This window comes from Streptomyces sparsogenes subsp. cuspidosporus, assembly GCF_039532705.1.
GTDB classification, from domain to species: domain Bacteria; phylum Actinomycetota; class Actinomycetes; order Streptomycetales; family Streptomycetaceae; genus Streptomyces; species Streptomyces sparsogenes.
This window is the reverse complement of record NZ_BAAASD010000017.1, coordinates 57,897-84,557: the sequence shown is the minus strand read 5'-3', so window position 1 is coordinate 84,557 and position 26,661 is coordinate 57,897. Positions and strand designations below refer to the sequence as shown.

General features: G+C 72.4%; 29 protein-coding genes. 13 read left to right on the top strand and 16 right to left on the bottom strand.

Annotated elements, in window-relative coordinates; all coding sequences use genetic code 11:
- From ABFY07_RS21165 to ABFY07_RS21150, 4 genes are all read left to right on the top strand, one after another.
- Window positions 1-963 (top strand): metal ABC transporter substrate-binding protein, encoded by a 963-nt coding sequence (locus tag ABFY07_RS21165; protein ID WP_346176001.1) that lies wholly within the window; start codon window positions 1-3, stop codon window positions 961-963.
- 74 nt (window positions 964-1,037) lie between these two features.
- Window positions 1,038-1,913, top strand: a complete 876-nt coding sequence (locus ABFY07_RS21160) for a metal ABC transporter ATP-binding protein (RefSeq protein ID WP_346176000.1) — start codon at window positions 1,038-1,040, stop codon at window positions 1,911-1,913.
- Window position 1,914: 1 nt separating this feature from the next.
- Window positions 1,915-2,847 carry a metal ABC transporter permease gene (locus ABFY07_RS21155; RefSeq protein WP_346175999.1) on the top strand — a complete coding sequence of 311 codons (933 nt, stop codon included), beginning with the start codon at window positions 1,915-1,917 and terminating at the stop codon, window positions 2,845-2,847.
- 89 nt (window positions 2,848-2,936) lie between these two features.
- Complete coding sequence (locus tag ABFY07_RS21150; protein ID WP_065959131.1) at window positions 2,937-3,359, top strand: Fur family transcriptional regulator; 423 nt, start codon at window positions 2,937-2,939, stop codon at window positions 3,357-3,359.
- A gap of 36 nt (window positions 3,360-3,395) precedes the next feature.
- Here the strand turns inward: ABFY07_RS21150 and ABFY07_RS21145 are convergent, their stop codons facing one another.
- From ABFY07_RS21145 to ABFY07_RS21100, 10 genes are all read right to left on the bottom strand, one after another.
- Window positions 3,396-4,040 (bottom strand): response regulator transcription factor, encoded by a 645-nt coding sequence (locus ABFY07_RS21145; RefSeq protein ID WP_065959133.1) that lies wholly within the window; start codon window positions 4,038-4,040, stop codon window positions 3,396-3,398.
- Window positions 3,992-5,332, bottom strand: a complete 1,341-nt coding sequence (locus tag ABFY07_RS21140; protein WP_346175998.1) for a sensor histidine kinase — start codon at window positions 5,330-5,332, stop codon at window positions 3,992-3,994. Before ABFY07_RS21140 ends, ABFY07_RS21145 begins: the two co-directional genes overlap by 49 nt.
- Window positions 5,333-5,364: 32 nt before the next feature.
- Complete coding sequence (locus ABFY07_RS21135; RefSeq protein WP_346175997.1) at window positions 5,365-6,294, bottom strand: CPBP family glutamic-type intramembrane protease; 930 nt, start codon at window positions 6,292-6,294, stop codon at window positions 5,365-5,367.
- 290 nt (window positions 6,295-6,584) lie between these two features.
- Window positions 6,585-7,124: a hypothetical protein gene (locus ABFY07_RS21130; protein ID WP_346175996.1), complete on the bottom strand. Its 540-nt coding sequence runs from the start codon at window positions 7,122-7,124 to the stop codon at window positions 6,585-6,587.
- Between the two features lie 135 nt (window positions 7,125-7,259).
- Window positions 7,260-8,099 (bottom strand): isoprenyl transferase, encoded by an 840-nt coding sequence (locus ABFY07_RS21125; protein WP_346175995.1) that lies wholly within the window; start codon window positions 8,097-8,099, stop codon window positions 7,260-7,262.
- Window positions 8,100-8,134: 35 nt separating this feature from the next.
- A complete protein-coding gene (gene recO, locus ABFY07_RS21120) occupies window positions 8,135-8,884 on the bottom strand; it encodes a DNA repair protein RecO (protein ID WP_346175994.1) in 750 nt (249 codons plus the stop codon).
- A 50-nt stretch (window positions 8,885-8,934) separates the two neighbouring features.
- Window positions 8,935-9,843 (bottom strand): alpha/beta fold hydrolase, encoded by a 909-nt coding sequence (locus ABFY07_RS21115; protein ID WP_346175993.1) that lies wholly within the window; start codon window positions 9,841-9,843, stop codon window positions 8,935-8,937.
- A gap of 81 nt (window positions 9,844-9,924) precedes the next feature.
- Entirely contained in the window at window positions 9,925-12,666 is a 2,742-nt protein-coding gene (locus tag ABFY07_RS21110) for an ATP-binding protein (protein ID WP_346175992.1), read from the bottom strand.
- A gap of 105 nt (window positions 12,667-12,771) precedes the next feature.
- Window positions 12,772-12,972, bottom strand: a complete 201-nt coding sequence (locus ABFY07_RS21105) for a DUF397 domain-containing protein (protein ID WP_346175991.1) — start codon at window positions 12,970-12,972, stop codon at window positions 12,772-12,774.
- 10 nt (window positions 12,973-12,982) lie between these two features.
- Window positions 12,983-13,831 (bottom strand): helix-turn-helix domain-containing protein, encoded by an 849-nt coding sequence (locus tag ABFY07_RS21100; protein WP_346175990.1) that lies wholly within the window; start codon window positions 13,829-13,831, stop codon window positions 12,983-12,985.
- A gap of 163 nt (window positions 13,832-13,994) precedes the next feature.
- Between ABFY07_RS21100 and ABFY07_RS21095 the strand changes: the two genes are divergently transcribed.
- Window positions 13,995-14,435, top strand: a complete 441-nt coding sequence (locus tag ABFY07_RS21095) for an ATP-binding protein (protein WP_346175989.1) — start codon at window positions 13,995-13,997, stop codon at window positions 14,433-14,435.
- Here ABFY07_RS21095 and ABFY07_RS21090 read toward each other — a convergent pair whose 3' ends face one another.
- The gene (locus ABFY07_RS21090) at window positions 14,436-15,719 is read right to left on the bottom strand and encodes a helix-turn-helix domain-containing protein (protein WP_346175988.1); all 1,284 of its coding nucleotides are present in this window, start codon (window positions 15,717-15,719) and stop codon (window positions 14,436-14,438) included.
- Between the two features lie 196 nt (window positions 15,720-15,915).
- Between ABFY07_RS21090 and ABFY07_RS21085 the strand changes: the two genes are divergently transcribed.
- The gene (locus ABFY07_RS21085) at window positions 15,916-16,356 is read left to right on the top strand and encodes a glycine-rich domain-containing protein (protein ID WP_065959157.1); all 441 of its coding nucleotides are present in this window, start codon (window positions 15,916-15,918) and stop codon (window positions 16,354-16,356) included.
- Between the two features lie 179 nt (window positions 16,357-16,535).
- Window positions 16,536-17,228, top strand: a complete 693-nt coding sequence (locus ABFY07_RS21080; protein WP_065959158.1) for a class I SAM-dependent methyltransferase — start codon at window positions 16,536-16,538, stop codon at window positions 17,226-17,228.
- A 183-nt stretch (window positions 17,229-17,411) separates the two neighbouring features.
- On the opposite strand, the gene ABFY07_RS21075 is transcribed toward ABFY07_RS21080, so the two are convergent.
- Window positions 17,412-17,864 (bottom strand): RrF2 family transcriptional regulator, encoded by a 453-nt coding sequence (locus tag ABFY07_RS21075; RefSeq protein ID WP_346175987.1) that lies wholly within the window; start codon window positions 17,862-17,864, stop codon window positions 17,412-17,414.
- 153 nt (window positions 17,865-18,017) lie between these two features.
- Here ABFY07_RS21075 and ABFY07_RS21070 point away from each other — a divergent pair, with 153 nt between their 5' ends.
- The 4 genes from ABFY07_RS21070 (at window position 18,018) to ABFY07_RS21055 (ending at window position 21,073) form a co-directional block, all read left to right on the top strand.
- On the top strand, window positions 18,018-19,139 hold the full coding sequence (locus ABFY07_RS21070; RefSeq protein ID WP_346175986.1) for an NADH:flavin oxidoreductase: 1,122 nt from the start codon (window positions 18,018-18,020) through the stop codon (window positions 19,137-19,139).
- A gap of 86 nt (window positions 19,140-19,225) precedes the next feature.
- Complete coding sequence (locus ABFY07_RS21065; protein ID WP_346175985.1) at window positions 19,226-19,504, top strand: class I SAM-dependent methyltransferase; 279 nt, start codon at window positions 19,226-19,228, stop codon at window positions 19,502-19,504.
- 121 nt (window positions 19,505-19,625) lie between these two features.
- On the top strand, window positions 19,626-19,832 hold the full coding sequence (locus ABFY07_RS21060; protein WP_346175984.1) for a hypothetical protein: 207 nt from the start codon (window positions 19,626-19,628) through the stop codon (window positions 19,830-19,832).
- A 254-nt stretch (window positions 19,833-20,086) separates the two neighbouring features.
- Complete coding sequence (locus tag ABFY07_RS21055) at window positions 20,087-21,073, top strand: aldo/keto reductase (RefSeq protein WP_346175983.1); 987 nt, start codon at window positions 20,087-20,089, stop codon at window positions 21,071-21,073.
- Between the two features lie 108 nt (window positions 21,074-21,181).
- Here the strand turns inward: ABFY07_RS21055 and ABFY07_RS21050 are convergent, their stop codons facing one another.
- Window positions 21,182-21,748 carry a TetR/AcrR family transcriptional regulator gene (locus tag ABFY07_RS21050; RefSeq protein ID WP_346175982.1) on the bottom strand — a complete coding sequence of 189 codons (567 nt, stop codon included), beginning with the start codon at window positions 21,746-21,748 and terminating at the stop codon, window positions 21,182-21,184.
- A 127-nt stretch (window positions 21,749-21,875) separates the two neighbouring features.
- Here ABFY07_RS21050 and ABFY07_RS21045 point away from each other — a divergent pair, with 127 nt between their 5' ends.
- Window positions 21,876-22,811, top strand: a complete 936-nt coding sequence (locus ABFY07_RS21045; RefSeq protein ID WP_346175981.1) for an SDR family oxidoreductase — start codon at window positions 21,876-21,878, stop codon at window positions 22,809-22,811.
- A 63-nt stretch (window positions 22,812-22,874) separates the two neighbouring features.
- Here ABFY07_RS21045 and ABFY07_RS21040 read toward each other — a convergent pair whose 3' ends face one another.
- Window positions 22,875-23,714, bottom strand: coding sequence for a LysR family transcriptional regulator (locus ABFY07_RS21040; RefSeq protein ID WP_346175980.1), 840 nt, complete (start codon window positions 23,712-23,714; stop codon window positions 22,875-22,877).
- A 105-nt stretch (window positions 23,715-23,819) separates the two neighbouring features.
- Here ABFY07_RS21040 and ABFY07_RS21035 point away from each other — a divergent pair, with 105 nt between their 5' ends.
- The gene (locus tag ABFY07_RS21035) at window positions 23,820-24,548 is read left to right on the top strand and encodes an SDR family oxidoreductase (protein WP_346175979.1); all 729 of its coding nucleotides are present in this window, start codon (window positions 23,820-23,822) and stop codon (window positions 24,546-24,548) included.
- A gap of 5 nt (window positions 24,549-24,553) precedes the next feature.
- Here ABFY07_RS21035 and ABFY07_RS21030 read toward each other — a convergent pair whose 3' ends face one another.
- Both ABFY07_RS21030 and ABFY07_RS21025 read right to left on the bottom strand, forming a co-directional pair.
- On the bottom strand, window positions 24,554-25,990 hold the full coding sequence (locus tag ABFY07_RS21030; protein ID WP_346175978.1) for a 3-hydroxybutyrate oligomer hydrolase family protein: 1,437 nt from the start codon (window positions 25,988-25,990) through the stop codon (window positions 24,554-24,556).
- Window positions 25,991-26,124: 134 nt separating this feature from the next.
- Window positions 26,125-26,592: a MarR family winged helix-turn-helix transcriptional regulator gene (locus ABFY07_RS21025; protein ID WP_065959181.1), complete on the bottom strand. Its 468-nt coding sequence runs from the start codon at window positions 26,590-26,592 to the stop codon at window positions 26,125-26,127.
- Window positions 26,593-26,661: the final 69 nt, after the last annotated feature.

Here is a 26,661-nt window from a genome sequence, read left to right as displayed (position 1 = left end):
ATGAACATACGCCGCTCCACCCTTCCGGCCGCTGTCGCCGGCGCTGCCGTCCTCGGCCTCGCCGCGACGCTCACAGCCTGCTCCGCCAACGAGACGGACGGCCGTACGGACGGCAAACTCGATGTGGTGGCGTCGTTCTACCCCATGCAGTTCCTCGCCGAGCGGATCGGCGGCGGACACGTCCATGTGTCCAGTTTGACCAAGCCCGGCACGGAACCGCACGACCTGGACATCAGCGCCCGGCAGACCGCGCGGCTCAGCGAGGCCGGCCTGGTCGTCTATCTCAAGGGGCTCCAGCCGGCCGTCGACCAGGCCGTCACCCAGGCGGAGCCGAAGCACGTGGCCGACGCCGCCTCGTTCACCACCCTGGAGGACCACGGCACCGACGTGGAGGGCGACGAGCACGGGCACGACGAGCACGCCCACTCCGGCGAGGACGCCGGCGCCGACCCGCACATCTGGCTGGATCCGGTCCGTTACGCCCAGGTCGCCGAGGGTGTCGGCAAGGCGCTGCGGGAGGCCGACCCCGACCACGCCGCCGCCTACAAGAAGAACACCGCCGCGCTCGTCAAGCAGCTCCGCGCGCTGGACGACGAGTTCAAGACGGGCCTGAAGAACCGCACCTCGGACACCTTCGTCACCACCCACGCCGCCTTCGGCTACCTCGCCGAGCGCTACGGCCTGCACCAGGAGGCCATCTCCGGGCTCGACCCGGAGTCCGAGCCGAGCCCGGCCAGGATCAGGGAGCTGCACTCGGTCGCGAAGAAGGAGAAGGTGAGCACCGTCTTCTTCGAGACACTGGTGAGCGACAAGACCGCCAAGACGCTGGCGGGCGATCTGCACCTGCGCACGGATGTGCTCGACCCGATCGAGGGCATCGGCGAGAAGTCCAAGGGCGACGACTACCTCGAGGTCATGCGGGCGAACCTCGCGGCGCTCGAAAAGGCCCTGGGTACCAGATGACGCCTGCCCGCGGCCTCGGCCGTGACCGCGACCGCGACCGGGCCAGCAGCTCGATCAGCTACGGAGGAAGCCGCATGAGGCCGGAACCCGACATATCCGCCGGCGCCGCCCCGAGCACCGAAGCCCACGCCGACGACACCCCCGGGGAAACCTCCGCCGAGGCCCCTGCCCGGACTTCCGCCGAGGCCCCGCCGGTGATCTCCCTGCGCGGGGCCACCGCCTCGCTCGGCGGCCGCCCCGTGCTGCGCGGCGTGGACCTGACCGTACGGCGCGGCGAGGTCGTCGCGCTGCTGGGCGCCAACGGCTCGGGCAAGTCCACGGCGGTGCGCTCCGTCGTCGGCCAGGTGCCGCTGTCCGGCGGCGAGCTGCGGCTGTTCGACACCCCCAGCCGCCGCTTCCGCGACTGGGCCCGCGTCGGCTACGTACCGCAGCGCACCACCGCCGCCAGCGGCGTCCCCGCGACCGTCCGCGAGGTGGTCTCCGCCGGGCGGCTGGCCCGCAGGCGGCTGGCTCCGCCGCGCGCGGCGGACCGGGCGGCGGTGCGGCGGGCGCTGGAGCTGGTCGGGATGGCCGACCGCGCCAAGGACCCGGTGGGCGCCCTGTCCGGCGGCCAGCACCAGCGGGTGCTGATCGCCCGGGCGCTGGCCGGCGAGCCCGAGCTGCTGATCATGGACGAGCCGATGGCCGGGGTGGACCTGGCCAGCCAGGAGATCCTCGCCGACACGCTGCGCGAGCAGGTCGCCCGGGGCGCCACCGTGCTGCTGGTCCTCCACGAGCTGGGCCCGCTGGAGCCGCTGATCGACCGCGCGGTGGTGCTGCGCGACGGCTGCGTGGTCCACGACGGCCCGCCGCCCAAGGCCGTCGGCCAGCACGCCCTGCCCGGCCACGACCACGTACACCCGCACGCGGCACACGACGCCGAACCGATCCGGACGGGACTGCTGACCTGACATGCTGGAGATCCTCGACTACGCGTTCATGCAGCGGGCCCTGATCGCCGCCGCCCTGGTCGGCATCACCGCCCCCGCCGTCGGCATCTACCTCGTCCAGCGCCGCCAGGCGATCATGGGCGACGGCATCGGCCACGTCGCGCTGACCGGTGTCGCGCTCGGCTTCCTGACCGGCGCGAACCCGGTGTGGACGGCCGTCGCGGTCTCCGCCCTCGGCGCGATCCTCATGGAGCTGATCCGCTCGTACGGCAAGACGCGCGGCGACCTGGCCCTCGCGATGCTCTTCTACGGCGGCATGGCCGGCGGCGTGCTGCTGATCAACCTCTCGCCGACCGGCTCCAACGCCAACCTCACCACGTACCTCTTCGGCTCGATCACCACCGTCTCGCGCGAGGACGTCACCGCGATCACCTGCCTGGCCGCCTTCGTGGTGCTGATCACCCTCGGGCTGCGCCGCCAGCTGTTCGCGGTCTGCCAGGACGAGGAGTTCGCGCGGGTGACCGGCCTGCCGGTGCGCACCCTCAACCTGCTGCTGGCCGTCACCGCCGCCGTCACCGTCACCGTCGCCATGCGCGTCGTCGGCCTGCTGCTGGTCAGCGCCCTGATGGTGGTCCCGGTCGCGGCCGCCCAGCAGGCCACGCGCGGCTTCGCGATGACCCTGGCCCTGGCCGTCGCCATCGGCGTCGTGGTGACGCTCTCCGGCACGGTCTTCTCCTTCTACGAGGACGTCCCGCCCGGGGCCAGCATCGTCGTCCTGGCCATCGCCGTCTTCGCCGCGACCACCGCCCTCGCGGCGCCACTCGCGCGAAGGCGCGCCCGCAGGGCCGCCGCCGAGGCCGAGGAGCCCTGCGCCCTTCCGCTCCCCGGCGCCCGCGCGGCGGCACCGGCCCCGGGTGCCACGGGGGCGGGTGGGCCGGACGATGTCCTGGTCTAGCCCGCCCGGTCGGCTTTCCCTGGCACAATGGCCAGGCGAACGCGCGACGTACGGGCAGGCGACGAGCAGGCGATGTTGAGGAGGCAACTGTGGTGACCGCGGGTCCCCCAGTACGCGGCCGGGCCACCAGGCAGCGCGCGGCGGTAGCGGCGGCGCTGGACGAGGTGGACGAGTTCCGCAGTGCGCAGGAGCTCCACGACATGCTCAAGCACCGCGGCGACTCCGTCGGCCTGACCACGGTCTACCGCACGCTCCAGTCCCTCGCCGACGCGGGCGAGGTCGATGTCCTGCGCACCACCGACGGCGAGGCCGTCTACCGCCGCTGCAGCAGCGGTGAGCACCACCACCACCTGGTCTGCCGCTCCTGCGGCAAGGCGGTCGAGGTGGAGGGCCCGGCCGTGGAGAAGTGGGCCGACGCGATCGCCGCGGAGCACGGCTTCGTGGACGTCGCCCACACGATCGAGATCTTCGGCACCTGCGGCGACTGCGCGGCGGCGGCGCGCGAGGCGTAGGTCCCGGGCAGGCTTGTTACCGCTCGTTACCGCTTGTCACCGCTTGAGGTAGGCCAGCACGGCCAGGACGCGGCGGTTGTCGTCGGCGGACGGCTCGATCCGCAGCTTGTCGAAGATGCTCGCGGTGTGCTTGGCGACCGCGCTCTCGCTGATGTGCAGGGTGTGCGCGATGGCGGCGTTCGACCGGCCCTCGGCCATCAGTTTCAGCACGTCGTGTTCGCGCGGGGTCAGGCTCCCGGTGCGTCCCCTGGCGTCGCTGCGGGCCAGCAACTTGGCGATGACCTGCGGATCCATGACCGTGCCGCCCGCCGCGACGGTGCGCACCGCGTCGATGAACTGCCCGGTGTGGGTGACCCGGTCCTTGAGCAGATAGCCAATGCCGCCCTCGCCTCCGGCCAGCAGCTCATGGGCGTAGAGCTGGTCGACGTACTGGGACAGGACGAGCACCGGCAGGGCGGGGCGGCTGCGGCGGGCCTCCAGGGCGGCCCGCAGGCCCTCGTCGGTGTGGGTGGGCGGCAGCCGGATGTCGACCACGGCGACGTCCAGGTCCTCCTCGCGCAGCGCGCGCAGCAGCGCCGGACCGTTGTCCACGTCGGCGATCACCTCGCAGCCGTGTTCCCGCAGGGTGCGGATCAGACCGTCCCTGAGCAGGAAGAGGTCTTCGGCGAGGACGACACGCACGGAATCTCCAGGGTCACGGTGGTCGGGCCGCCCTGCGGGCTGTGCAGGGCGAGAGTGCCGTCGAAGGTACCCAACCGGCGCCGGACGCCGTGCAGTCCGGTCCCCCGGGACGGATCCGCGCCGCCCCGGCCGTCGTCGGTGACCGTGACCCGCAGCCGCGCGTCCTCGTGCGTCAGCGCGATGCGCACTTCCCGGGCGCCGGAGTGCTTGGCCGCGTTGGCGAGCAGCTCGCCGACCGCGAAGTAGGCGGCGGACTCGACCGCAGCCGGGAGCCGCCCGGGCAGCCGGGCCTCGACGTGGACGTCGAGGAAGCTGTCCAGCGCCAGGGACCGTACGGCGTCGCCGAGCCCCCGGTCGGCGAGCACCGGGGGCTGGATGCCGTGGACCAGGTCGCGCAGGTCCTGGAGCGCCCGCGCGGACGTCTCGCGCACCTCCAGGAGCAGCGCGCGGGCGGCGCTGATGTCGTCCTCACCAATAGCGCGGGTGCCGTCGGCGCCCAGCAGCCGGGTCGCCTCGTCCAGCGTCATGCCGAGGGCGACCAGCCTGGCCTGGGCGCCGTCGTGCAGGTCCCGCTCGATGCGGCGCAGCTCGGCCGCCTGCGCGTCCAGCGCCTCGTCACGGATGTCGGTGAGCCGCTCGACGCGCCGGGCCAGTTCGGTGCTGCGCGGCGCGGACAGCAGCCGGCGGCTCCAGCGGCCGTGCAGCGCGAGCACGCGCGGGGCGAGGCGCAGGCCCGCCGCGATGAACACCAGGCCGAGGGCCAGCGCGGCGAGCATGGTCGGGGTGGAGCGTACGGGGATGAAGGCGTACCAGTTGCCGTCGCCGAGGTGGCGCCAGACGAACGGCTGCACCAGCGTGCCGAACGCGCCGTACTCGACGAGGGCGAGCGGCAGCGCGACCAGCAGCCCGCCGAGCCACGGCTCCAGCCACGCCCATCGCAGATCGCGCCAGAACCCCTCGTCGCCGAGGACCGCGGCCGCCCGCCGACGGGGCCGCTCGAACCGCTCGACCTGCTCGACCCGGTCGGCCTGCTCGACCCGGTCGTCGGCGAGCGGCTCCGGCGGGCTGATCGCCGTACCCGTCCAGCGGGCGGCCCAGGAGCGGTAGCGGTCGGAGAGCCGGCGCAGGGCGGCCGCGGCGGGCGGCAGCAGCCGGAACCCGACCCCGATCGGGCACAGCAGCAGCGCGCCGATCACCAGCGCCCCGACGCCGGCCACCGCGAAGCCCGCCAGCCCGAGCAGCTGGCACCGGCTGAGGGCAAGCCCGCCGCGTACGTCCCGTGTGCCCCCCATGCCCCGCCCGCCCGCTCCTCGCTCCCGCCGGATCAGCGCCCCGAGGGCGCCACGGCGGGGATCGTAGCCGCCGGTGCCCGGCGCACCCACGGCACCGCCGCCACCAGGCAGGCCGCCCCGAAGAGCACCATGGGCAGCACCGCGCCGGACTCCTCGTCCATGAACAGGAGCATGCCCAGGTTGATCAGGGTGTGGAAGCCGCCCGCCAGCAGCAGCCGGTTGGCCCGTACGCGCTCCAGGCCGAGCCCCAGGACCACCGACATGGCCACCGTGGCCAGCAGGAACCCGGCCGCGTACGCCGGGGCCTGGGCGAACACCTGCACATGCCACACCCCCCACACCACGCCCACGGCGGCCGAGGCGGCGAGCGGGCCGAAACGGGTCCGCAGGAGGGGCTGGAAGAAGCAGCGCCAGCCGATCTCCTCACCACACGCGCCGACCAGCTGCGCCACCACGATCAGCGCGAAGGGGTGGTCGAGGGCGCGCGGGTCGGTGGCGTGGGCGTCGCCGGTCGCCAGGGCGTACGCGCCCGCGCTCAGCGCGGTGATCAGCAGCGCGGTGGCGAGCAGCGGCAGCGCGCGGCCCGCGCCGTACGGCGCGTGGGCCGGGTCATACGGCGCGGGCACGGGGCCGGAGCCGTACGGGGCGGGCACGGGGCCGGAGCCGTACGGGGCGGGCACGGGGCCGGAGCCGTACGGGGCGGGCACGGGGCCGGAGCCGTACGGCGGGGAGCCCGCCGCCCGGCCCGGCCGGCGGCCCGGCAAAGCCCCGGCGAGCAGGGCCCGTACCCCGCCGGGCCACAGCAGAGCCACCGCCGCCACCCCCAGCGCGGGCCCGAACTGGGTCAGCTGGATGACCTCGTCCGGTATCCCCGTCGCGGGCTGCGCCGCGCCCAACGCCCCCGCCGCCACGAACGTGACCGCGAGGAACAGCCCCGCTTTCGCCTTCCACTTGTGCCGCATGCCGCCAGCCCCCGATCGGGTCGTACCGGATGTTCGTCGCTGCCGACGATGCCGGTCGGGGAGCCGGCGAACACTGCACCTGGCTGCCGAACAGGGTGTATCCAGATGCACCCTTCCCGGGGATTGAGAGCACGCCGTGGCGCAGAGGTCACCGGCCTGGACTTCTCCACCGCCGTCCGGGTTTGCGGTGAGTATGGGACAACGACACGCCGTGGCGTCGGCGTGTCGTTGTCCCATACTCACCGCAAACCCACTGTCGCCTGCCGCGCCGCGCCGTTACGGCGGCGGGGTCACGACACCGGTGCGGCCTGCCTCTCCAGGGCGGAGCGCATGAAGTGGCAGCGGTCGAACGAGAGGCGCCGCATCCACAGGACCCAGGAGCAGAGGCCGGCCGTGAAGGCCACGTAGACCAGCGGGAAGAGCCAGGAGCCGTTGACCACCCCGAGCACGAGGAGGCCGACCGCCACCAGGCCCATGAAGCCCAGCCAGTACGGCAGCCACCGGCCCGCCCGCTCCATCCGCCGCAGGTGGTCCGCGACGAGCCGCCGCATGGCCTCCCGCTCCTCGGGGTCGCTCGGCACCTCGCGGTGCCGGAGCTTGCGGTTGAGCTCGGCGAGCCCGCGTACGTCGGTGCCGGACGCGCGGCGGGCCCTGCGGCGCTGCGCGGCCACGATCGCGATGCCGATGGCGGCGTACAGCACGCCGTGGACCACCCAGGAGGCCGGAGGCTCGTCCCGGCGCACCACGGCGGAGATTCCCACACCCAGCAGAACGATCAGGACCGCCTGAGCGGTCAGACTGCGGTCGAGCCAGCGCTTCAAGCCGCGCACGACACGCACCTCCTCGGGATCGACGGGTTACCGCTGTGGCTTTCCGCGTACCCCGTCAACGCCCGTCCGCACAGGACGACGACGGCCGGTGCCACCGTCCGTGAGGGCGGCGGCACCGGCCGTCAGGGGTCCGCGTCAGCGCGGGCCCTCCTGGGAGCCGTCCTTCTTCTCCGGTTCGTTCGGGATCGCCCCGCCGAAGCGGCGGTCCCGCGAGGCGTACTCCAGGCACGCGCGCCACAGGTCGCGGCGGTCGAAGTCCGGCCAGAGGACGTCCTGGTAGACCATCTCGGCGTAGGCGCTCTGCCAGATCAGGTAGTTGGAGGTGCGCTGCTCGCCCGAGGGCCGCAGGAACAGGTCCACATCCGGCATATCGGGGTAGTAGAGGTACTTCGCGAACGTCTTCTCGTTGACCTTCGACGGGTCGAGCCGCCCCGCCCGCACGTCCTCCGCCAGCGCCTTAGCCGCATCCGCGATCTCCGCCCGGCCGCCGTAGTTCATGCAGAAGTACATGGTCATGGCGTCGTTGTCCTTGGTCTGCTCCTGCGCGACCTGGAGCTCCTGGGCCACCGACTTCCACAGCTTCGGCATCCGCCCCGCCCAGCGGATGCGGACGCCCATCTCGTCCATCTCGTCGCGGCGGCGGCGGATGACGTCCCGGTTGAAGTTCATCAGGAAGCGGACCTCGTCGGGCGAGCGCTTCCAGTTCTCGGTGGAGAAGGCGTACAGGGACAGGTTCTTGACCCCGATCTCCAGACAGCCCTTGAGCACGTCCAGGACCACGCCCTCGCCCACCTTGTGCCCCTCGGTACGCGGCAGCCCGCGCTCCTTGGCCCACCGGCCGTTCCCGTCCATGACCACGGCCACGTGCTGGGGCACCAGCTCACCGGGGATCTTCGGCGGGCGGGCACCCGAGGGGTGCGGCTCCGGGGCCCGGTACTCGCGCCGCTGTCGGCCCAGAATCCCGCGTCGTGCCATGTGCCTGCCGTCTCCCTCTGAATGCTTCCGCGTGTCTATTTCTCTACGTACCGCAGCGACCGAAGTCCCCGCTCCAGGTGCCAGTGCAGATACGCCGCCACCAGCCCGCTGCCCTCCCGGGCGTGCCGGGCCTCGCACGCGTCCGCCGTCTCCCAGTCCCCGGTCAGCAGCGCGCCCAGCAGCGCCAGCGACTCCGCCGAGGGTACGACGCTTCCGGGCACCCGGCACTCCCCGCAGATCACCCCGCCCGCGCCCACCGAGAAGAACCGGTTGGGCCCGGGCATGCCGCACTTCGCGCAGTCGTCGAAACTCGGCGCGTAGCCGTTGACGGCGAGGGAGCGGAGGAGGAAGGCGTCCAGGATGAGATGCGGCGCGTGCTCCCCGGAAGCGAGCGTGCGCAGCGCGCCGACCAGCAGCAGATACTGCTGCACGGCGGGCTCGCCCTCGTGGTCGGTGAACCGCTCGGCGGTCTCCAGCATCGCCGTACCGGCGGTGTAGCGGGCGTAGTCGGTGACGATCGCGCCGCCGTACGGAGCGATGGTCTCACTCTGCGTGCACAGCGGAAGCCCCCGGCCGACCAGCTCGCCGCCCCCGCGCGAGAAGAACTGCACGTCGACATGGCTGAACGGCTCCAGGCGAGCCCCGAACTTCGACTTCGTCCGCCGCACCCCCCGGGCCACGGCCCGTACCCGGCCGTGACCCCGGGTGAGCAGCGTGATGATCCGGTCCGCCTCGCCCAGCTTCTGGGTGCGCAGCACGATGCCGTCGTCGCGGAACAGACTCATGGCGCTCATTCTCCATGACGACGGACACCGCGGAGTACCGAGGAGCCCGCTCAGGCGGTGGCGAAGTGGGCGATGAGCGCCGTCGCGATCGGCTCGACCACCTCCGGCGCGATCATGTGGCCCATGTCCTGGACCATCAGCAGCCGGGCCCCGGCGATCGCCTCCGCGATCAGCGCCCCGTGTCCGGGCTTGGCCGGTTCGTGGGTGCCCTCGACGACCAGGGTGGGCGCCTGCACCTTGACCAGCGCGCCGACGGGTTCGAACTCCAGGTCGGCCATTCCGGCGAGCCGGTGGTTGGCCGTGGTGCGCGGGTCACGGGCGCGGTCGAGCAGCAGCTCCTCCAGGCGCCGCTGGGCGTCCTCGTCGAACGGCAGCGCCGTTCCGTTCATCACCCTGGCCGTCGCGATCTGGAAGTCGATGGCCTCGGCGCGGGTGCTGGGCGGCGCGGCCGTCAGGGCGGCCCGGAAGAACTCGATGAACTCCGGCCGCGGCTCCGGCAGGCTGCCCGCCGGCTGCGCTTCGCCGAGCAGGGCACGGGTCAGCACCTGTCCCTCGCGGGCACCGAGCGGCGAGGAGCCGATCACCGTGAGGGTGGCCACCCGCTCGGGGTGGTCCGCGGCGATCCACTGGGCGAGCAGGCCGCCCGCGGAGTGACCGACCACGTGCGCCCGGTCGGTGCCGAGGGCATCCAGCAGGCCGAGCGCGTCGTCCTTGAGCGCCGCCCAGGTGTAGGGGTGGGCCTCGAAGTCCCGGGCCATGGACCGGCCGACGTCCCGGTGGTCGTAGCGGATGACCCGGTAGCCGGCGGCCGCGACGCGGCCCACGAACTCGTCGGGCCACAGCAGGCCCTGGGTCATCGAGCCCATGATGAGCAGCACCGGCGGATGGGAGGGGTCGCCGAACTCCTCCGTCCACAGCTCGATGTCGCCGATCGTGACCAGTCGTCCTTCTGCCGTCATCTGTGTCTCTCTTCTCTCGTTGACGGGGACAACTGTGCCGGGGCGGGCCACCGGTGCCATCCGTAGGACCACTGGTGGCAACTACTGAAGCAGCCTGGTCAGCTCGGCGCGCGAGCTGATGCCCAGCTTCGGGTAGACCTTGTACAGGTGGTACTCCACGGTGCGGGGGCTGAGGAACAGGCGGACCGCGACCTCCCGGTTGGACGCTCCCTGGGCCACCAGCCGTGCGATCCGCAGCTCTTGCGGGGTGAGCGCGGCGAGCGCGTCCGGCGCCGGGCGGTCGGCGCTCTCTCCCGCGGCCCGCAGCTCGCCCCGAGCGCGCCGCTCCCACGGTTCGGCCGCCAGCCGCTGGAAGACCTCCATGGCCTGGCGCAGATGCCCTCTGGCCTCCCCGGCCCGGCGGGCGCGGCGTAGCCGTTCGCCCAGCAGCAGCGCGGTACGGGCCTGGTCGTACGCGGCGCCGCTGTCGGCGGCGAGGTGCCCGAGCGCCTCGTACAGCAGCGACACGGCCGCCTCGTCCTCGGCGACCAGCGCGCGGCAGCGGGCCAGCAGCGCCCGGGAGCGCCCCGAGGCCGCGTGCGCCGACCACCGCTCCAGGAAGGCCACCGCGGTGCGGGCGGCGGCCTCGTCCCCGGCGGCCACGGCGGCCTCGACCCGGTCGGCGACCGATCCCCATACGACGACGGGGGCCCCGGCGCCCGGGCCCGCGTCGGCCAGCGCGGTCAGCCGCTCATGAGCCTGGGCGAACCGGCCGAGGCCGAGGTCGAGGACGCCGAGGGCGTAGGAGGCCACGCCGACGCGCAGCCCGAGCCGGTGCGGAATGGCAATGGCCAGGGCCTGTCGGGCATGCGAGTGGCAGACGTCCTCCTCGCCGCGCACTGCGGCGCAGACCGCGAGGTTGGCCAGGTGCGCGGCCGCGGAGTTGCTGATGCCCGCCTCCCTGGCGAGCGCCAGCCCTTCCGTGGACAGGGCGACGCTCAGCGCGAACCGGCTGTTCATCCGCTCCGCGGTGGCGGCGTTCTCCAGGACGACGGGCAACGTGCCCGCCATCCCGGACACCCGGGCGACCTCACCGGCCCGAGCCCCGTACGCGGCCGCGGCGTCCCCTTCACCGAGCAGGCTGGCGGCGGCCGCCGCCCACAGCAGGGTGGCTGCCTCGCCCGTGTCGTCCGGGACGGCCGCCAGGGCCCGTCTGAGCAGCGGCACCCCGCGTTCGGGGTCTCCGCCCTGCAGGGCACCCGCCCCGGCCAGGACATCCCGCGTGAACGCGTCCGCGGAACCGGGCGGTGGGGGCTCGGAGAGGGCCTCGGCACGCCGGCCGATGCGCACGGTGGCGTCATTGTCGCCCACGTTGGCCGCGGCCTCGGCGGCGTCCGCGAGCAGTTCGAGCCGGTCGGGTGCCTGGTCCGCCGCGGCGAGGAAGATGCGCAGCGCCTCGGCCGCGTCCCCGGAGTTGAGCGCGAAGCGGCCGCGAAGCTGAGCGAGTTCGGCCAGCAGGCCGGGGTCCTCCGCGGTCTCACCGGCCGCCGCGAGCGCGCTGTGCGCCTGGCCCGGTCGCCCGCCGAGCCAGGCCGCCACGGCCGCGTCGGTCAGTCGGCGGGCCCGGGCGGCGGGGTCGGGCGTCAGCCGCGCGGCGCGGGTCAGGGCATCGGCGGCGTCCGCGTAGCCGCCCCGGGCGCGAGCCCGGTCGGCAGCGGCGGCCAGGTCCGCGGCGATCTCCTCGTCGGGGCCGATGGCCACGGCGGCCAGGTGCCCTGCCCGGCGGTCCGCGTCGCCCGCCGCCCCGAGGACCGCGGCCAGCGCCTCATGGGCGGCGCGCCGGTCCGCCGGGCTCGCGGCGGCGTGCACCGCCGAGCGGATCAGCGGGTGCCGGAAGGTGATCGCGGCGGGCCCGGCCACCACCAGGCCGGCGGCCTCGGCCGGCTCCAGGGCTCGCTCCGGGGCCCCGAGCCGGGCGGCGGCGGCCAGCACCACGCGGGGGTCGCCCCGCCCGTCGAGCGCGGTGACCAGCAGCGCCCGGCGGGTCCCGGCGGGCAGTGCGGCGAGCTGGCCACCGTAGACGGTGGTGACTCCCTCGCCCAGCGGCAGCGGGTCCGGCAGCGGCTCATGACCCGTCAGGTGGTCGGCCGTCAGCAGTTCGGCGGTTTCCCGCAGGGCGAGCGGGTTGCCTCCGGTGGCCTCGGCGATCAGCTTCGCGACCCGCGGCGAGGGCTCCACGGCCGCCCAGGCGGCGAGGGCCCCGGCCGCTTCGGCGGCGTCCAGCCCGGTCAGCCGCCGCTCTGGCAGGTCGCGCAGCGTGTACCGGGTATCAGGGGTGTCGCGCGTGGCGATCAGCAACCCCACGCCGTCGGTGTCCAGGCGGCGCGCGGCGAACAGCAGGGCGTCGGCGGACGCCCGGTCGACCCAGTGGAAATCATCGACGACACACAGCAGCCCATGCGGCCGCGCGGCCTCGGCCAGCAGCGACAGCACCCCCGCGGCCACCAGGAACCGGTCCTGCGCGGCGGGCGGCGCGGCCAGCCCCAACGCCCCGCGCACGGCGTCCCGCTGCGGACCGGGCAACGCGTCGATGAGCCCGGCGACCGGCCGCAGCAACTGGTGCAGGGCGGCGAAGGCGAGGCCCGTCTCGGGTTCGGCGCCGGTGGCACGCAGGACCTTGGCGGGGGCGGCGTGCTCCGCGGCGTGCCGCAGCAGCGCGGACTTGCCGACGCCGGGCTCGCCACGCAGCGCCAGGACCCGCCCGGCGCCGGACCGGATGCCGTCGAGCAGATCGGCGAGCATCGCGCGTTCGGCCGCGCGTCCGGCGAGTCGGCCCCCTGACATGCGTATCCCCCTGTGCCTGTGCCTGTTCTCGTGAGCGCGGCGGTTCCGGCGCCGCGCGCCGGGCCGACTGTACGCGGTCCGCTCCGCGGCGGTGCGGCCTCACGCTCAGCGGGACAGGTGATCGAACCGCCCCGCCTTCACGGCCCGCGCGAGGGCGCGGAGGGCGGTGGGGGTGGTGGTGATCACGGTGTGGGGTTCGTCGCTTTCGCGGAGGAGGATCGTCGCGTCGGGGGTCTGGGCCAGTTCGACGCAGTTCCCCTCGTTCTGCTCGGAGTACGAGGACTTCCGCCACTGTATTTCCGACATCTCCATACCTTCACAGTTGTTGCGCGACTGCGTGAACGAAATCGCGCGTGTCATCCGGACTGAGAGCCAACTGCTCCATGCGGTCCAGGACGGCGTTGTAGTTGATCAAATGCGTCTCGGCGTCCAGGAATGTCACACCAAACGGCGCGTCGAACTGCACCGTATCCAGCTGCGGAACCGGCCCCGCGACGTAGAGGGTAGAACTGCCCGCGCTCGGAAACCCTCCAGCCGAGAAGGGAATGACGCGGACGGTCACAGTGTCCCGCTCAGAGGCCTCCAGGACGTGTTCGAGCTGGCTCCGAGCCACCTTGGGGCCGCCGAAACCCACCCGCAAGGCGGCCTCGTGGATGATGAAGGTGCACTGCGGCGGGACGTCCTTGTCGAGGACATCGCGGCGCTTCAACCGATGGGAGAGCCTGCAGCGAAGCTGCACGGGCGTCGGCTCGGGCACCGCCGTGGCAAAGACCGCTTTCGCGTAGTCCTCGGTCTGCAGCAGGCCGGGGAGGTGCATCGTCTGCACCGACCGCATGCTCACCGCGTGGTGTTCCAGTTCAGCCAGATCGAGAGCGCCTGCGGAAAGCTTCCCCCGGTACTCCTCCCACCAGCCGTGAACACGCTCGGTCGCCATGTCCACGAGAGCGTCCACGTAGGCCTGATCTCCGCATGAGTAGATCGAGGCCAACGCCCTGACGCGTTCCTCGCTGACCCCGAATCGACCGGCTTCCGTGTTGCTGATGCGAGTCCGGTCCACCCCGAGTTGCTCGGCGGCGATCGCCACACTCATCCCGGCGTGCTCCCGCATCTTGCGCAACTCCGCCCCAAGGCGTCGCTGCCTTGCAGTCGGCGCCGTCCTCGGCATCAGACCCTCCCCTGCCTCTGCACACAGTGTCGCGTGTGACGCTCCCACACGTCCACGAATAGCACAACTTCTATGACTTGATAGCACGCGTGCTCTCCATGCCCTATGGTCTTGTTAGCGCAGCGCATCGGAACCGTCACGCCCCGCGTTGGGAGAACCCGCCATGCCCGAAGCCGCCGAAACCACCGAAGCCGCCGCCGAACCCCCCTACGCCTACCGACTCAGCGCCCCCAACTCCCCCAAGAGCCCCAAGGCCTGCCGCGACGCGATCGCCGCCCTCCTCCAGGCCAACGGCCTGGAGGACCTCGCGGACACGGCCCGCCTCCTCGTCTCCGAGGCGGTCACCAACGTCAACCAGCACACCACCACCCGCGTCATCCACATCGACGCCCTCGTCCGCGACCGCATCGCGACGATCGCCGTACGCGACAGCTCCCCGGACGACCTCCCCCGCCCCCGCAGGGCGGCCGCCGACGAAGAAGGGGGCCGGGGCCTCTTCCTGATGAAGCAGCTCGCCCACGCCTGCGGCGTGACCTGGGAGAGCAGCGCCCACCCCACCGGCAAGCACATCTGGTTCGAGCTGCGCGACCCGGTTACCGAGTGATCAGGCGCGGGCCCCGGCGGCTGCCACCAACTCGCGTACTCCGGGGACGTGCGGGTGTCGGGAGCGGAGTTCGGTCACAATCTTCCGAATCGCCGGTCGATCACGGACTTCACCCGGGGACACACGCACTGCGGCGAGGAGTTCGGCCGCCGTCTGTTCCGGCTTGCCCCACCGCCACCATGCACGAGCCAAGTCAGTGTGCATCCTCCCCTTGCGCTCGGCGGTCTTGAACTGTGCGGCCCGCAGACTCCGGCCGACGTTCAAGGCCCGTCCGGCGTCCCCCAGAGCCCAGTGCACGCCTACGGCGTACAGGTCAACGGTGGCGGGGGTGACGGCGAAAATTCGCCCGTCCGGCGATTCATGGGGCAGGTAACGGGCGGCTCGGGTAGCTTCACTGATCATCGCGAGGGCTTGGTCTCGATCCCCGGCGACTGCCGCAGTGTACGAGGTAGTGCACAGCATCTGTGCGTATGCCGATGCCTGAGCGTCAGTCTTCAGCCCAGTGGCCTCGACCTTGGTGACGGCGTCCAGGATGCGGTGCTGGGCAGCAGCCGGCTGTTGAAGGTGGCGCAGGACAATGCTCATCTCGCGTGCCGCTGCAGCGGCCGCGAGGGGAGAGCCGGACAGATCCGCGTAGACCGCTGCCCGATCGGCAGTGCGCCTCGACTCCTCGTAATAACCGATCTTGCTGAGAACCTGAGAGGCAAGGCAGTAGGTGATGGACAGGCGAGCCAGGGACACCTCCTGACGGCTGCGGGCCGCATGGTGCGCGTCAGCAAAAAGGCCGGGCAGTAGCTTCACCAGCCTGACGTTGTGCCCAGCGTCAAAGTGCGCGCGTGCCGTGGCGAGTCGAACGTCCAGGGGGACGGGGGAGCCGGTCGGCCCACTCGCGAGTGCGTCGTCCAAACCTGTGAGCAGGGTGGCGGGTGCCGCGAGGCCGACGGCAGAGAGCAGTGTGCGGCGGCGCATCGGGTCCTCCTCGGCACGGCACGGCCCTGACGGCGCAACTTTAGTGGTTGCCGGGGCGGATAAGCCGAGGCTCGCGGCTAGCACGTGCACTGGCACGCCCACCTCGCGCGCGGCGTCTCGGAGAAGTGCCAAGTCACTGTGTCTGCCACGCTGCTCAAGGCGGGAAACCGTAGAAGCGGAGCAACCGATCCGTGCACCCAGCTCCGCTTGGCGCCACCCGAGACTTAGGCGGCCGACGCGGATGAGTCCTCCGGGGTCTCGCTCGTCGATGAGCATACGAACCTCATCGGTGGTCCAGAGCGAATCGACGCTCATCGGTCCTCCCCCATGCGTGGGGCCAGGCGGATTACATACCCAGGGTAAGAGCTCGTTCGCGCTGCGTATGCGTCATCTGCGCGATCTGCAAACTGGATGCACGCGGCGGCAATCGATCACCAGACCCCAGGCGGCGAGCTGTTTCGTGGACGTGTGCCCCCGCTCCGGGCGGTGGGCCCCGACCACGGAGGACAGCATGGTGACAGCAGTCGAGAACAAGATCCGCGACCCGCGGGACTACGTGAAGCCTGAAGTCTGGGACCGTGAGATTCAGCTTCTCATGCGCGACCACCCCTTCGACGCGGTAATGGCCAACCGCTTGTTCGGCGCTGCCATCTCCTATCTGGTCACCGCCATCGAGAAGTGGGGCCAGGGCCTGGAGATGTGCTGCGGCCGCCTGGTCGACATGGCGGTGCACGTCTTCATCCTGGACACGAAGAACTACCGGGAGTGGAGCCACGAGCACTTCGATGGCCGGTTCCTGGAGCACATTCCCGAGGTCGAGTTCAAGTACGACGGCTCGGTCGAACGCACCGCGCGCATCATCGCCGACAACGGCTTCGACGTCGACTGGCCGCTGTGGGAGCGCGACTACTCCAAGTGCGGCCCCTGCCGTCCCGGCGAGAACTGCCACTGACCTGCCCAGGACGCACCAGCCGGGTCCGGCAGCAGCCATGCTGCCGGGTCCGGCAGCAGCCATGCTGCCGGACCCGGCACCTTCGCCACCTGTACGGAGGGAAAAGAGGCGTTCCCGCTGTGACGGGCGGGAGGCGTGGGTACGGTGTCCAGCCTGTCGGACACCCTCGGAGGACGCCCATGCCGCTCGAGTCGACCACGCTGCCGGAGTACTGGGACACGTACAAGCCGTACCGCGGGGAGGGCGAGCAGCCGACGCCTGATGTCGAGACGTTCGCGTGGACCCAGTACGACGGCCACGGCCCCGGTGAGGAATTTCTGGGCAGTCCGCGCACTGCGCTGGAACTGGGCTGCGCCGAGGGCAAGGAGGCCGTGTACCTCGCTCGTACCGGCGTCGAGGTGACCGCAGTGGACTTCTCCGCCGTCCAGATCGCCCGCGCCCGCCGGTGGTGGGACGGGACCCCCGGGCTGGCATTCGTCGAGGCGGAGGCGTGCGGCTACCTCACTACCACTGAGACGACGTTCGACGCGATCTTCTCCATCTGGGGTGCACTCTGGTTCACCGACCCCGACGACCTGATCCCATTGATCGCCAAGCGCCTCAACCCGGGCGGCGTCCTCGCCTTCTCGCAGGCCGAGCCGATCGAGGGCTACTACGGACCGCAGCCCATGTACGGGAACGGCCTCGCGGGCCGCAAACTCACCCTGCTCCGCTGGTCGTACCCACCTCAGTGGTGGGCCGACCTACTCAAGCGCACCGGATTCGTCGACATCGAGGCCCGGGTGCTCCCCGCTCCGAACCCAGAAGACGTCGGCACACTCATGGTGCGCGCGAGCGCGCCAAACAAGGTTCTCCCCGCCGACGTGCGCTGACCTCGGCGTGAGCGGCGGTCGACGCCGCCGCTCCGTAGTCCGGCGCCCACCCCACCGGCAAGCACATCTGGTTCGAGCTGCGCGATCCCGCATCGCCGTGACGAGCCACCACCCCCGGACCCGACAGCCGTCCGCCCCGGCCTCGCGAGCTCGGGCCGAGTGGAGGGGACAGCGAGTCAGGGACTACTTCAGTGGTTCAGGCTGCGAGTGGCCCGAGCAGCGGATCTCACGCAGGGCGTCAGCGAGTGTCTGACCGCCCAGCGTCCTGAGCACGGCCTGCTCGGCCCGCTCGGTCAGACGCTCGAAGTAGCCGGCGGCGTGCGTCGACACCAGGCATGCGTGTTCGGCCTCAGGACGACAGGTCCACAACGGCTTGTCGCCGACCGCACAGAGGTAGACCTCGGCGAGCGGGATGTCCTGCGGGGGCCGGGCCAGCTTCGTACCGCCCGTACGCCCCATCACCGACTCGACCAGACCCGCTTTGGCGAGTGAGGACAACAGCTTGCGGACCAGGCTCGGATTGGTGCCCAGCCGCTCGGCGAGCTGCGCGGAACTCATCACCGCCTGACCCTCCTCGGCCGCGACGGCAAGGAACAAGAGCGTGGTCAGGGCGCTGGAGAACCTGACATCCAGCACGTGGGGCACCACCCTTTCTTCCCGGACGGAGCATATCGAAGTCGCCACCCCCGGCTTAAAAAGTACCCATCAAAGTTGCACTTTCGCGGGGAACGATATGTATCTTTGTCGAGCACACATTATCCCCCGCCTCACCCCCAGGAGTGCGACGCCATGACCTCTCGCGCGGCCCAGTACCTGGCCAAGCCCTTCACGCTGGGCTCGGCCGAACTACGGAACCGGATCGTGATGGCCCCCATGACGCGGGCCCAGTCCCCCGGCGGCATCCCGGGGGCTGATGTCGCCGCCTACTACGCCCGCCGGGCCGCTGCGGGAACCGGCCTGATCATCACCGAGGGCACCTACATCGGCCACCCGGCCGCGGGCGACCTGGAGAACGTGCCGCGCTTCCACGGCGAGGAGCAGCTCGCGGGATGGCGCCGGGTCGTCGACGCCGTGCACGCCGAGGGCGGGCGCATCATGCCCCAGCTGTGGCACGTCGGCATCACCCGCCGGGCCGGGAGCCCGCCGTTCACCGAGGCCCCGTCGGTCGGCCCGTCCGGCATCGCGCTCGACGGCACCCCCGGCGCGGGCGAGACGCTCTCCCTCTCCGACATCGACAAGATCATCCTGGCCTTCGCCGAGGCCGCGCAGGAAGCCGAGCGCATCGGGTTCGACGGCATCGAGCTGCACGGCGCGCACGGCTACCTCATCGACGAGTTCCTCTGGGAGCGGACCAACCACCGCACCGACGCCTACGGCGGCGACCTGCTGTCCCGCACCAAATTCGCCGCCGACATCGTCACCGCCGTCCGCGAACGGGTCGCACCGGACTTCCCGGTGATCCTGCGCTTCTCCCAGTGGAAGGCCGACAACTACGACGCCAGGCTCGCCACCGGCCCGGATGAGCTCCAGACGCTGCTGGAGCCGCTGGCCCGAGCCGGGGTCGACGCCTTCCACGCCTCGACCCGCCGCTACTGGGAGCCGGAGTTCCCCGAGACCGGCCTCGACCTGAACATGGCGGGCTGGACCAAGAAGCTCACCGGCAAGCCCGTCATCACGGTCGGTTCCGTGGGGCTGGACGCCGCCTTCGACCCCAGCTCCTTCGCTCCCGGCACACGGATCGGCGTGACGAGCGTCGAGGGCCTCCTGGAGCGCCTGGAGCGGGACGAGTTCGACCTGGTCGCCGTCGGCCGCGCGTTGCTGGCGGACCCGGAGTGGGCCCACAAGGTCCTCAGCGGCAAGGAGGACGACCTCACGCCGTTCAGCAGCGACGCGCTCCAGACCCTGCACTGAGGCGGTCCGATCGGTTGAGGAGAAGCGGCCGGCGTGCTCCCTCGCGCCCCTGCCGCACGCCCTTGACGCCCCGTCAAGATGGTTCGGTGGCATCCACTGACGTCCAAGGGGACCCGGCCGCGCTCGCCCGGCGGCTCGCGAGTGACGGTCGGCTTCAGCCCGCCTGGCGGGACGCCTTCACACGCGTGGACCGGGCGGCGTTCCTCCCCGAGCGCGTCTGGGTCCGCGCCGCCGACGGATACGAGCCCGTCGACCGCGCCACCGAGCCGGACCGTTGGCGGGAACTGGCCTACAGCGACGAGGCGCTGGTCACCCAGGTCGAGGATCCGCCCGGCGCCTCGCCTCGACCCGAGCTTCCTCGGTGACGACGACGCGTGGTTCACCGCCGGGGTGCTGGTCCCGGGCTGCCGGTCGGCGGTGGGCCGGGGGCCCGGCGGGGAGTGGACGTTGTGGCTCGCCGACGCGGCCACGGGCTCATGGGCATCCGTGGACTACGAACCCGGCGCCACCGAATACGGGACGGAGCAGCACGGGCCCCGGATGCTCTGGGACGAGCTGGAGGCGGCACACGCCTGGTGGACGCGGGCCGGGCGGCCGGCCCGCACCCGGTTCGGGCTGACCGTCACCCCTACCGGTCAGCGGGTGTGGCTGGATCGCCCGGACCACGTCCTCCCCGCCGACGTGCGCGGGTAGGGAGCGCCTTCCACACCCGCGACAGCGCACCGGCGAACACCGGACCGGTCATCGGGTGAGACGCCGCGAACTCCAGGGTGACTGGCAAGGAGCGGCGACCGACGCCGCCGCTCCGTGGGCGGGGAGCGCCGACCGTGGAAAGCCGGCCCCGGCCAGCCAGGCGACCCGTGCCGACATCGCCCGGTTTGACTTGGAGCGCGCTCCAACGCCTAGCGTCCTGGACCGAAAGTTCCCCCAGCCCAGGAGGCAGCAGGATGACCACCGTTCCCACCCGGCACCTCGGTGAACTGGCGGTATCCGCGCAGGGCCTTGGGTGCATGGGCATGAGCCATGGCTACGGCGCGGCGGATGACGCGCAGTCGATCGGGACGCTGCGCCGCGCCCTGGACCTCGGCGTGACGCTCCTGGACACCTCCGACTTCTACGGTGCCGGGCACAACGAGGAGCTGATCGGTCGGGCCATCGCCGGGCGCCGCGACGAGGTGGTGCTGGCCACGAAGTTCGGGTTCGCCAACCGGCTGGGCGAGCCCACCGAGATCCGCGGCGACGCCGCCTATGTGCGGCAGGCGTGCGAGGCGTCGCTGCGTCGGCTCGGAGTCGACCATATCGACCTCTACTACCAGCACCGGGTCGATCCGCAGGTGCCGATCGAGGAGACCGTCGGCGCCATGGCCGAGCTGGTGCGGGCCGGGAAGGTCCGCCACCTCGGGCTGTCGGAGGCGGGCGCGCAGACCATCCGGCGGGCGCACGCCGTCCACCCGATCGCGGCGCTGCAGAGCGAGTGGTCGCTGTGGACCCGGGACCTGGAGGCGGAGATCGTCCCGGTCTGCCGCGCGCTGGGCATCGGCCTGGTGCCGTTCTCCCCGCTCGGGCGCGGCTTCCTGACCGGCCGGTACAGCTCGGTGGAGGGTCTGGCGGAGACCGATGTGCGGCGCACCCAGCCCCGGTTCGCGGACGGCAACCTCGAACGGAACCTGGCGATCGTCGCGAAGCTGAACGAGCTGGCGGCGGAGAAGGGGGTCACCGCCGGCCAGCTCGCCCTGGCCTGGGTGCAGCACCGGGGCGAGGACGTGGTCCCGATCCCCGGCACCCGGCGGCAGCGGTACCTGGAGGAGAACCTCGCCGCCCTGGCCATCGAGCTGTCCCCCGCGGACCTCGCCGCCATCGAGGCCGCCGCCCCGCCGGAGCGGATAGCGGGCACCCGCTACGACGCGACCAGCCTGAGCTTCGTCAACGGCTGAGCCGCCGGCCGCTGGTTTGCGGTGAGTACGGGACGGCGACACGCCGACGCCACGGCGTGTCGCTGTCCCATGCTCACCGCGAGTCCGGCACCGGGCCGGGCCCGGCGGTCACGTGCCCGCCATGACGGCCTTCAGCTCGGCGAGCGATTCCCGGATGAGGTGTGAAAAATCCCGCTGGTTGGTCTCCTCGATCCAGCGCTCGAACGCGACCTTGAAAACCGCGACACCCACCTCGGCGGTCAGGCTCGCGGCCGGCTCCCCGACGCCGCGTCCGCGCAATGTGTCGGCGAGGGCCGCGGACAGTGACGCGAGCTTGATCAGCTCGCGCTCCTTGAGCACCGCGTTCGCGGTGATGACGGTCTGGCGCTTCCGGGCGTGGGCGCGGCGCTCCCCGAACGCGGCGGCGGCGGCGTCGAGGGCCGCGGTCACCGCGTCGATCGGGGATGCGGACTCCGGGAGCTCGGCGACGGTGGCCACCAAGAGCTCCTCCAGGGAGGCCGCCCCCGCGAACAGCACCTCTCTCTTGTCGGCGAAGTGCCGGAAGAACGTGCGCTCCGTGAGCCCCGCCCGCTTGGCGATCTCCGCCACGGTGGTCTGTTCGTACCCGCGCTCGGTGTAGAGCTCCAGCGCGGCCTGTTCGAGCCGCCCGCGCGCGTTGGGCTCCCATCGACTCATGCCGCTGATCCTACGTGATGACAGCGACGTGATGACAGTGACTGACATCGAATGCTACGGTCGTGCCATTCCTGATGTCAGTCACTGACATCGCTTCGCACCAGTCTCATGACCGGGAGGTCTTCTCATGCGCGTTTTCGTCACCGGCGCTTCCGGCTGGATCGGCTCCGCCGTGGTGCCCCGGCTCCTCGGCGCCGGCCACCAGGTCGTCGGCCTCGCCCGGTCGGACGCCTCGGCGGCCGCGCTCACCGCGGCCGGGGCCGAGGTGCACCGCGGCACGCTCGACGACCTCGACGGCCTGCGCGGCGCCGCCGCTGCCTCGGATGGCGTCATCCATCTCGCCTTCAAGCACGACATCGCGTTCTCGGGGGACTTCCAGGGCGCCGCCGACGCGGACCGACGCGCCGTCGAGACCTTCGGCGAGGCGCTCGCGGGCACCGGCCGGCCGTTGGTCATCGCCGCCGGGACGCTCGGGCTCGTACAGGGGCGCGTGGCCACCGAGGAGGACGGCGCGCCGGACGACCCGGCCGCGGCGGAACTGGGCGCCGGGCCGCAGACCCGGCTGGCCACCGGGCATCTCGCCCTCTCCCTCGCGTCCCGCGACGTCCGCTCGTCCGTAGTGCGCCTCGCGCCGACGGTGCACGGCGAGGGGGACAACGGCCTCATCGCGGCACTGATCGGCATCGCCCGCGCCAGGGGCGTCTCCGGCTACCTCGGCGACGGGACCAACCGCTGGCCCGCCGTGCACCGGTACGACGCGGCGAGCCTCATCCACCTGGCGCTCGAGAAGGCCCCGGCCGGATCGGTGCTGCACGCCACCGCCGAGGAGGGCGTGCCGATCCGAGCCGTCTCCGAAGTGATCGGCCGCCGCCTCGGTCTCCCCGTCGCCTCCGTCTCCCCCGAGGACGCGGCCGAGCACTTCGGCTGGCTGACCCACTTCCTCGCGGCCGACGCCCCGGCCTCGAGCACGCTGACCCGCGCGCTGCTGGACTGGCGGCCGACCCACCCCGGGCTCCTCGACGACCTCGACCAGGGGCACTACTTCGGCGGGCCGACCGCCTGACCCGGCCTCGCCGGCGAGTGCGTCCCCACGCCCCTGCCGCGCGCCCTCGGCCCCCGGCTTCCGTCAGAGATTGGTCGCGGTCCGGACGAGGTCGGCGACGGCCTTGGACCGGCTGTGCGGTGGCCAGGCGATGACCGTCGTGACGGGCGGCGCGTCCAGTACGGGGACGGTGGCGAGGTCGCCGCGCAGATGGACTCCGCCGGACTCGGGCATGATCACGCAGGCGCGACCGAGCGCGATCAGCTGGTAGAGCTGCGCGGTGTCCCGGGCCTGCGGGCCGGGGCCGTCCGGGTACGTGCCGTCGGGGCCGGGCCAGCGCGGCAGCGGCAGGCCGGGCAGGTCGGCGACTTCGGCCATCCGTACGTGGGGGCGGCCGGCGAGGGGATGCCCGGCCGGGAGGAGCAGAACCTGACCCTCCGTGCGGAGCACCTCCGTGTCGAGCCCGGCCGTCGCGTCGAACGGCAGGTGCAGCAGGGCCACATCGGCCCGGCCGTCGCGCAGCAGTCGTTCCTGCTCGCCGATTCCGCACAGGAGCACATCGACGCTGACCGCGTCGGGTTCGGCGGCGTAGGCGTCGAGCAGTTTCGCCAGCAGCTCGCCGGAGGCGCCGGCCTTCGTGGCGAGGACCACGCCGTGGTGGCCGGTCGCGGCGCGGCGGGTGCGGCGCTCGGCGGCCTCCACGGCGTACAGCGCCGCCCGGCCCTCCCGCAGGAGCACCGCCCCGGCCTCGGTCAGGGTGACCGCGCGGCTGGTGCGCTCCAGCAGCACGGCCCCGAGACGCCGCTCGAGCCGGCTGATCGCCCGCGACAGCGGGGGCTGCGCGATCCCGAGCCGCTGGGCCGCCCGCCCGAAGTGCAGCTCCTCGGCGACGGCGACGAAGTACCGCAGCTCCCGCGTCTCCACGCCGTGATGCTATCCGGCCCCGGCCGGGATCGATACCCGTGGGGTATCGATGCGGACCCGATCGGTGTTGGCCAGGTCCCGCCGGCCCCGGCCAGGATCGGCGGTATGAGTGAACGACAGACGATCGCGCTGGTGACCGGCGCGAACAAGGGCATCGGGTACGAGATCGCGGCCGGCCTCGGCGCCCTCGGCTGGGGCGTCGGGGTCGGCGCCCGGAGCGAGGAGCGTCGCGAGGCCGCCGTGGCGAAGCTGCGCGCGGACGGCGTCGACGCGTTCGGCGTGCCGCTCGACGTGACGGACGACGCGAGCGTGGCCGCCGCCGTCAAGCTGATCGAGGACCGCGCCGGGCGGCTCGACGTGCTCGTCAACAACGCCGGCATCACCGGCGGCGCGCCACAGGCGCCCACCACGGTCGACCCCGCGACGGTGCGGGCGGCCGTGGAGACCAACGTCATCGGCGTCATCCGCGTCACCAACGCGATGCTGCCGCTGCTGCGCCGCTCGGCGTCGCCGCGGATCGTGAACATGTCCAGCAGCGTGGGCTCGCTCACCCTGCAGACCACCCCCGGCACCGAGATCGGCCCGATCGCCGTCGCGTACTCACCGTCGAAGACCTTCCTCAACGCGGTCACGGTCCAGTACGCCAAGGAGCTGCGCGACACGAACATCCTGATCAACGCCGCCTGCCCCGGCTACTGCGCGACCGACCTCAACGGTTTCCACGGTGTCCGCACCCCGGAGCAGGGCGCGGCGGTCGCCATCCGGCTCGCGACCCTGCCCGACGACGGCCCGACCGGCGAGTTCTTCGACGACGCGGGGACCGTGCCCTGGTGACACCCTCAGGAAGGGGACGTGCTCAGGGAGCAGGTGTTCAGCAGGGTCCCCGGGTCCGCGCCGGCAGGTAGGGCGACGGTCCGGGACGAGGGCGGCCGGTGACCCGTGGCGAGCCAGCCCTCGAGGGCCGTGAACGCCGTACGGTGGCATGGCGTGAGGGGACGGAGCCGGTCGGGGAACATGTCGACCAGGGAGTCCGTGTGGGTGCCGCCCTCGATGCGGTAGTAGCGGAACAGGTGGCCGCGGCCGGCCTCGCGCACCATGCGGGCGTAGACGTCGGAGTCCTGGCTGATCGGCAGCAGAACATCCAGGGTGCCCTGAAAGGTGATCAGCGGCTTGCCGATCCGTCCGGTGAGCGCGATCTTCTCCACGGCCGGTCCGACCTGGTCCCGGCGCGCCGCGTAGTCGTAGTCGGCGTCGCAGGCCGGCGTCCCCGTCGGGCAGTACGGGGTGCCCGCCTCGGCCGCCCCGTCGAAGCCGGGGTCGAGTTCCTCGCGGTAGACGCGCTGCGTCAGGTCCCAGTAGACCTGGTAGTGGTACGGCCAGAGGAACTCCGACCCGGCCGGGAAGCCCGCGGCGTGCAGCGCTTCACGTGCCTGCCGGGCGTCCCCGCCCCCGGCGGCGTACACGGGATAGTGGCGCAGCGCCTTGGGCAGGAAGTGCAGCAGGGTGGGCCCGTCGGAGCGCCACAGGGTGCCCTCCCAGTCCACTCCCCCGTCGTAGAGTTCGGGGTGGTTCTCCAACTGCCAGCGCACCAGGTAGCCGCCGTTGGACATGCCCGTCACCAGGGTGCGGGACGGCGGGCGGTGGTAGCGCTGGGTGGCCGTGGCACGGGCGGCGCGGGTGAGCTGGGTGAGGCGGTCGTTCCACTCGGCGATGGCGTCCCCCGGTGCCTTCCCGTCCCGGTAGAAGGCGGTGCCCGTGTTGCCCTTGTCGGTGGCGGCGTAGGCGTAGCCGCGGGAGAGCACCCAGTCGGCGATGGCCCGGTCGTTGGCGTACTGCTCACGGTTGCCGGGGGTGCCGGCGACCACCAGACCGCCGTTCCATCGGTCGGGCAGGCGGATGACGAACTGGGCGTCGTGCTTCCAGCCGTGGTTGGTGTTGGTGGTGGAGGTGTCCGGGAAGTAGCCGTCGATCTGGACGCCGGGGACCCCGCTCGGGACGGCCAGTCCCTTCGGCGTCAGCCCGGCCCAGTCGGCCGGGTCGGTGTGTCCCGAGGCGACGGTGCCCGCCGTGGTCAGCTCGTCCAGGCAGGCGGACTGCTGAAGCTCGGCCCCCGGTACGCGTACGACCGCCGAGTGCGCGCAGTGGCCGCGGTCACCGCCCGGGTTTCCCGGTGCGGCCGTGGCCGCGGCGGGGGTGAGCAGGAGAGCGGCCAGGGCGAGGGCTGTCGGGACACTCCGCCGCCGGATACGTGAGGGAGAGCGAGAAGCAAGACGCATCAGTGTGCCTCCGAGGGCGAGCGAGGATGCCCGGGAGGCTATGAGGCCCGGCGTGCCCCGGACCATGGGTGTGCCGACCACCGTCGCTCACCCGGCGGTGGTTCGGCGCCCCATTCACCGGGCCGCCCCTATGGCTAGGCCACGGCGCCGCCGGTGTTGCGGATCATCTGCTGGAGGACCTTGAGCGCGGTGACGTAGTCGGCGTCGTCGATGCCCTGGTGGATGCGGGCGCGGATCGCCGGGGCGTGCTGCTTGAGGCGGGCGCGGGCCTCGTCGCCGGGCTCGGTGATCCACAGGCGTCCCTCGTCGTCGCGGGTGAGCCAGCCCCGCTCCAGGAGCACTTCCGCCTCGGCCGCCAGGTCGTCCTCGGGCCTGAGGTAGCCGCTCATGGCCTGTCGGAGTTCGGGGAGGGTCATGCCGTGGCCGTCGGGCGAGATGTCGTTCTTGGAGAGATTGCGCAGCAGCCAGTACTGGGGCTGGGTGAAGCCGAGTTCGGCCTGCTGGGCCCGGGTGAAGGCGATGAGGGCCTCGTAGGCCACCCCGGTCCAGTACGCGGCCGGCTGGGCGGCGAGCTCGGCGTCGGGGGTGTGCGGGGACGTCATGTGCGGTGCTCCCTGTGGGTGATCGTCGGGTGCGTGATCTTCGGATGCGAGCACCGTAGAACTTGAAGT